The organism is Natronospira elongata (assembly GCF_034931365.1).
Taxonomy (GTDB): Bacteria; Pseudomonadota; Gammaproteobacteria; order Natronospirales; family Natronospiraceae; genus Natronospira; species Natronospira elongata.
This window is the reverse complement of record NZ_JAYGII010000006.1, coordinates 128373-134720: the sequence shown is the minus strand read 5'-3', so window position 1 is coordinate 134720 and position 6348 is coordinate 128373. Positions and strand designations below refer to the sequence as shown.

5 protein-coding genes are annotated in these 6348 nt (G+C 61.3%); all 5 read right to left on the bottom strand.

The genetic code is table 11. The features are described from left to right. Positions 1 to 463: 463 nt before the first annotated feature. The 5 genes from VCB98_RS04935 to VCB98_RS04915 all read right to left on the bottom strand — a co-directional run bounded on the left by VCB98_RS04935 (position 464) and on the right by VCB98_RS04915 (position 6343). On the bottom strand, positions 464 to 1423 hold the full coding sequence (locus VCB98_RS04935; RefSeq protein WP_346050794.1) for a D-2-hydroxyacid dehydrogenase: 960 nt from the start codon (positions 1421 to 1423) through the stop codon (positions 464 to 466). Positions 1424 to 1464: 41 nt separating this feature from the next. Then, complete coding sequence (locus VCB98_RS04930; protein WP_346050793.1) at positions 1465 to 2556, bottom strand: EAL domain-containing protein; 1092 nt, start codon at positions 2554 to 2556, stop codon at positions 1465 to 1467. 64 nt (positions 2557 to 2620) lie between these two features. Then, positions 2621 to 3088, bottom strand: a complete 468-nt coding sequence (locus VCB98_RS04925; RefSeq protein WP_346050792.1) for a protease complex subunit PrcB family protein — start codon at positions 3086 to 3088, stop codon at positions 2621 to 2623. A gap of 76 nt (positions 3089 to 3164) precedes the next feature. After that, positions 3165 to 5876, bottom strand: coding sequence for a phosphoenolpyruvate carboxylase (gene ppc, locus VCB98_RS04920; RefSeq protein WP_346050791.1), 2712 nt, complete (start codon positions 5874 to 5876; stop codon positions 3165 to 3167). Beyond that, positions 5876 to 6343 (bottom strand): TspO/MBR family protein, encoded by a 468-nt coding sequence (locus tag VCB98_RS04915; protein WP_346050790.1) that lies wholly within the window; start codon positions 6341 to 6343, stop codon positions 5876 to 5878. The genes ppc and VCB98_RS04915 overlap by 1 nt, the downstream gene beginning before the upstream one ends. Positions 6344 to 6348: the final 5 nt, after the last annotated feature.

The window sequence follows — 6348 nt, the reverse complement described above, 5'->3', positions numbered from 1 at the left end:
TTGGAAAGCCCTGTCGGCACATAGGCCTGCCTTTCGTAAAAGGTCACCTAGGCTGTGCTAGGGTCTAGCTTGGTTCAGTCCTATATCTTGGTGCCATCCGAAGAGTTTTTTCGCGAATAAATTCGCTCCCACGATGGCTTTGCGGTATGCCGAAGTCGCCGTTGGTGCGGCTTTCGGGCGTGATTAAGGCGGGTCGAATCGGTGGCAATCTGCACAAAGGCCAGAATACGCCATCAACCAGCTCGGCTCAGGTGACTTCCACCCAAGGTAGCCCGTGCTAATGGAAAGTTTGGTTAAGTCTTATCTTTTGGTGCCAGCCGGAGACTCTTGATCGCGGCAGGAATGCCGCTCCCACGGTGCCATTAGCGCACACCGAAGCCACCGTGGGAGCGGCTTTAGCCGCGATTAAAAGCCTCCAGATGGCACCAAGGCAAACGAAGCCACCAGAACAGCAAAAGAAAAATCAAACCACGCGATTACGTTCCTCACCCGTCTTGAAGGCACGCACATTCATGGCCATTTCATCCAAGGCACGTTGACGAGCTTCGACGGTGGCCCAGGCGATATGCGGGGTTAGCACCAGGTTGGGGACATCCTCGTCGAGCAAGGGGTTGCCATCCACCGGAGGCTCCTGGCTGAGCACATCCACCCCCGCGCCGGCGATCTCACCCTGGCGGAGGGCATCGGCCAGTGCCTGTTCATCGACAACTGCACCGCGGGCGGTATTGATCAGAACGGCATGGGCAGGCATGCGCTTGAGGGCATCGGCATTGATCAGATGACGGGTGTCCTCGCTCAGCGGGCAGTGCAGGCTAAGCACATCGGATTGCTCCAGCACCTGCTCAACCGGCAGCCGACCCTCACGAATCTCACCTTTCCAACCCGGCCTTTCGGCGATCAGTATCTCCATGCCGAAGGCCTCTCCCAGGCGGGCCACCCCGCCGCCAAGCTCACCGTAGCCAATAATACCCAGAGTGCGGCCAGACAGCTCGCGGATAGGGTAATCGAGCATGGTGAAATGGGGTGATCGGCTCCAATCACCACCGCGCATTCGGTCGCGATAATCGTCGAGGCGCTGATTCAGGGTAAGGATCAAGGAAAATACATGCTGGGCCACAGCGGCCGTACAGTAACCGGCGATGTTGCAGACCGTGATGCCCCGCTCCCTGGCCGCATCTGTATCCACATTGTCGAAGCCCGTGGCCGCCAGACAGATCAGCTTGAGATTGGGGGCAGCATCCATCAATGCCGCAGTCACCTTGACCTTGTTGGTCAGCAGGCACTCCACCTCCGCGATCCGCGCCGGTATTTGTTCCGGGGCACTGACCGGGTAGATCTCCAGGGGATTGAGCACGGCCTCGAGCTCCGTGGTCAAGACATCGTTGTTGCTGACGGTATCGAAATCCAGGAATACGCCTTTCACTAAAGTCTCTCCGCTTACTCAGAAAATCGCGAATGGCCTGATCAAACGCCAGCCCCGCTGGGCAGCTTCGGGGTTTGCGGCGGGGCATCGGGCCGGCAGAGGAGAAAACCCTGGGCGAAATCCACCCCCTGGCTGGCGAGGAAATCCCATTCCGACCGGGTTTCAACACCCTCGGCCACCGTTTTGACGTCCAGCTCCCTGGCCATCTCAACCAGCTTGCTGAACACGGTCTGGCGATATCGGTCGCCATCGATACCACTGACCAGTTCCCGATCAAACTTGATGTAGTTCGGCCGTAGCGAGGAGAGGAGGTTCAGGGAAGCGTAACCGGCACCCAGGTCATCAAGGGCCACACCAAAACCCGCATCACGATAGAACTGAAGGATTGATTTAAGGTGTTTGCTATCGGAGATTTCCTCGCTCTCGATCACTTCAAACACCAGTCGGGACGGTTCGATGCCGGCATCGTGGATTGCCCGAACGGTGGTCTGGAGACAGAAATTCGGGTCATAAATGGCCGTGGGATTGAAATTGATGAAGATCTTGCCAGGCAAGTCATGGCTGACAGCATCCCGGATCGCGGTCAGCCGGGCGGCACGATCCAGGTGGAAGGTCAGCTCCGCCCGGCTGGCGGCCTGGAATATCTCGAAGGGGGGGATGGTTTTTCCGTCGTCCCCGCGAGCCCGAAGCAGGCATTCATGGGCATGAATGTTGGCCGGATTGGCCATGGAAACGATGGGATGAAAATGGGCAAACAGCCTGTCGGACTCCATCAAGTCCACCAGCCAGCAACCGGATTCACGACCCAGCAATACCGACAGGGACCGGGCCTGAAGCAAGTCGCCAAGCCCGGGGGTCTTGTTTCCGGCAACAAACAGGGCATGGCTCTGCTTCTGTTCCGGCTCGCTGGGGCGTTCTTCCAGTTGGCCCAGCAGGCGAGAAAGATCGCCGTCACCGAGGGCGATACCCTGAATGCCGCCGTCCATTTCCTCGATACTCAGGCCCAGGGCCTTGCTGGCCTCCCGCAGCTTGCGACGGGTATGGGGAACGGGAGGCGCCAGATAGAGGCGCCCGCTACTTCGGGGCAAGGGTTCAACGACTTCACAGGCTGAACAACGAGCCTTTGACTCCATGTGCAATCAGCTCCCAAGCTAACAATCGTGGCATCAACGCCGCCCTGGCTGGAATTGGCCAAAATCAGCAATCCACTGTTTCCTGGTTGACTTCGAAATCCACCGCACCTTCGACCCGTGGCAGGCGAACCAAATGGAAGGGCTGAGTAAATGCCTGGGTCACCATGCAATTGCGACCCGGCGCCTCCATGCGGACCCGCACCTTCAGACCCTCTTCGTTGCGCTCGGCACTGCGCACGCGAACGGTATATCCGCCCGTGCGACGCTCGCCCATGAAGGCGGCGATCACCATGAACTGCTCGAAATCCACCGCCGGCGGCTCACCGCGTTGGCCAGCCTGCCGCCAGATCCCCTCAAAAGCCTCGGCGTCACGGATAACCGTCATGCTCTCGCTGGACACACGGCTCTGGGTGCCTCTTGCCAGCTCTTCCAACTCCAGTTGCTCTCCCACTTCAACCTCCGCACGTTCACCGCCAGCGCAGGCGGTCAGTGGCAGCATAACGGCCATAAAAATCAGTTTATGCCAGGACATGGTCTAGACCCTCAATACAATGGAAACCCGGTTCACCCGATTCTGACACACTTGGTGACCACTATTCAGACATTCTCTAGCCGGTGTTTTGCAAACCCTGAGCGATGCCGTTGACCGAGGCAATCAGGGCATGCAGCAGGGCATCATCCTCACGCCCGCCTTCACGCCAGCGGCGGAGCAGATCCACCTGAAGGATACTCATGGGATCCACATAGGGGTTTCGCAGGCGAATGGCCCGAGCCAGCACCGGATCATCTTCCAGCAGCTCATCCCGGCCTTTCACGCTCAAAAGACCTTCTATGGTGGCCTTATGTTCCTCACGGATACGGTCGAACAGTCCATGGCGGGCCGGATCCACCAGGACCATGTAACGGGCGGCAATATCCATGTCCGACTTGGCCAGCACCATCTCCACATCGGACAGCAGGGCGCGCAGGAAGGGCCAGTCCCGAGCTGCCGTAAGGAGTGCTTCCTCCCCGTGGGCCTCCCGGGCCGCGCGCAGGCCGGCCCCCAGGCCGTACCAGCCGGGCAAGAGCGCCCGGGATTGGGTCCAGGCGAAGACCCAGGGGATGGCGCGCAGGTCCTGGATGCCCTGGCCACTGCGTCGGCTGGCCGGGCGCGAGCCCATGGCCATGCGTTGGATCACATCAATGGGGGTGGCCTCGCGGAAAAAATCCTCGAACGCGGGCGTCTCGTAAACCAACTCCCGGAAGGCACTGCGGCTGGCGGTCGCCAGCGTCTCCATCAATTCGCTTTGCTCGGGGCTCGCCGCCACTGCCTGGCCGGGCATGCTGGCGCGCAAGACGCTGCCCACGCTCTGCTCCAGGGTGCGCATGGCAATGGAACGCAGGCCGTACTTGGCGCTGATGACTTCGCCCTGTTCGGTCACCCGCAAGCGCCCGCGCACGCTGCCGGCCGGTGCCGCGAGCACCGCCTGGGGCACCTTGCCGCCACCACGACTGGTACTGCCGCCGCGTCCATGAAATATCCTTGGCTGCACTCGGCCTGCCTCGGCGGCCGCCACGATTCGTGCCTGGGCCTTCTGGACCGCCCAGCGGGAAGCAGCAATGCCGGATTCCTTATTGCTGTCGGAATAGCCCACCATCACTTCCTGGGCCGCATCACGAGCGGCCAGATGGCTGGCGTAGAGGGGTTCGTCGAATACCTGGCGCAGGATGTCCGGTCCGTTCTCCAGGTCGGGGACGGTTTCCAGCAGGGGCACGATATCCAGCGGCACCTGGCCGTCGGCATCGCCCAGACCGGCAATCCGAGCCAGCAACAGCACGGCCACCAGATCTTCCGGGCCCTGGGCCATGCTGATGATATAGGTGCCGATGGCCTCGGGGCCAAAGCGGCGGCGACATTCGCCGATGGCCCGGAAGACATCCAGGGTCGGATCCAGGGTCTCGCCCGCCGGGGTCTCACCGTCGATACCGGCCTCCAGCAGACCTCGCATGCGCTCAAGCCGCTCCTCGGGGCTTCGATTCATCCATTCCGGGTCCTGCAGATACTCGCCGATTGCCTGGCGATGGACCTCGGAATCCTGGCGGATATCCAGGGCGGCCATGTGGAAACCGAAGGTGGTGGCCCGCCGATAGAGTCGGCGGACGGAGAAACGACCGGCATGCTCACCCCGATTCTCACCCAGGCTGTCGGTGATACAGACAATATCGTCCACGAATTCCGAAGGTGACTGATAGGCGGCCTCGCCATCCGTCGCGGTGGCGGCAAGCCGCGCCTGCATCATGCGGATCATCACCCGGTAGGGCATGCTGCGGTGACGGGCCGGCAGTGCGTCCACCACATCGGGAAAATCCCGCTGATACTGTTCCAGCCGCATGCGCAGGGCCTCGGTGACACCGATGCGGGAGAGTGACTGGCTCAGGCGGCGGTAAAGCGCATCCAGTTCCCCCTGATAGGCGCGCAATACCAATTGGCGGTGCTCGGCCAGGGTTTCGCGAATGGTGGTGGCATTGACGTTGGGGTTGCCATCCATGTCACCGCCGACCCAGCTGCCGAAACGGACCAGGGGCGGCAACCGCTCGGGCAGTTCCGCCTCCGGCCAGACGGCAGTCAGCGCTTCTTCCATGGCTTCATAGAAAGGCGGAATCACCCGATAGAGGACATCGGTGAAATAGAACAGCACATGTTCCAGCTCGTCGGCCACTGAAGGCCGTTGACTGGGATGCTCCTCGGTCTGCCAGGCCGCAGTGATTTCCATGCGAATCCGCTCACGGGCGGCGCGATCCTCTCGCGGGGTCATGTCCGGATCCATGCGGCTGACCAGGAGACGGGCCATGCGCTGCTGCTTCTCCAGCAAGGAACGGCGCATGGATTCGGTGGGATGGGCAGTAAAGACCGGAACGAATTGCACCCTGTCCAGGGCCTGGATGATCTGGTCCCGGCTGATCCCGGCGGCCTGGAGCTTCTCAAGGCTGTCCCGCAATCCATCCGGCTGAGGCAGGTCTTCCCGTTCATAATCCCGCCGGCGGCGGATGCGATGCACTCGTTCGGCCAGGTTCACGGTCTGGAAATAGGTGGAAAAGGCACGAGTCAGGGCCGCAGCGTCTGCCGCCGACAGGCCTTCCATGGCCTCGGCCAGGCTTTCCGCGGCAATACGATGGCCCTCACGCCGGCGGATGGCATTGCGTCGGGCCGTTTCCACCCGCTCATAGAGATCAATACCGCCCTGCTCCCGGAGCATGGCACCCACCAGGGCGCCCAGCTCACTGACATCATCGCGCAGGGGCTGATCCTTGGGGGCAAACTGGATATCGCGTCTGGCCATCAGTTCAGAATCCATAAGGTAAAGTTCAACACCGAGGCGAAGGCCACCCACAGCCAATAGGGCAACAGCAGCCAGATGGAGAGTCGGTCTTCGCGATGAAATAGCATGATCGTCAGGCTAATGGCTGCCAGCAGCAAGAGAATATGCCCGAAGGCCACCCCGGGCATCTGCAGTCCGAAAAAGATCGCTGACCAAAGGGCGTTGAGCACCAACTGGAAGATGAACACGCCCAATGCCAGGCGGGCCGCAGCAAAACCCCGTCGCCACCACACCCGCCAGGCGGCCACCGCCATCATGGTGTACAGCAGGGTCCAGACCGGACCAAAGACCCAGCCTGGCGGATTCCAGGCCGGCTTTTGCAGCGCCGCATACCATTCGCCCGGCGGAAACAGACCGCCGAAAGCGGCGGCGGCGAAACAGAGCAACAGCCAACCCAGCAGCCCTGCCAGTCCCTTGATGGAAGTCATGGTGC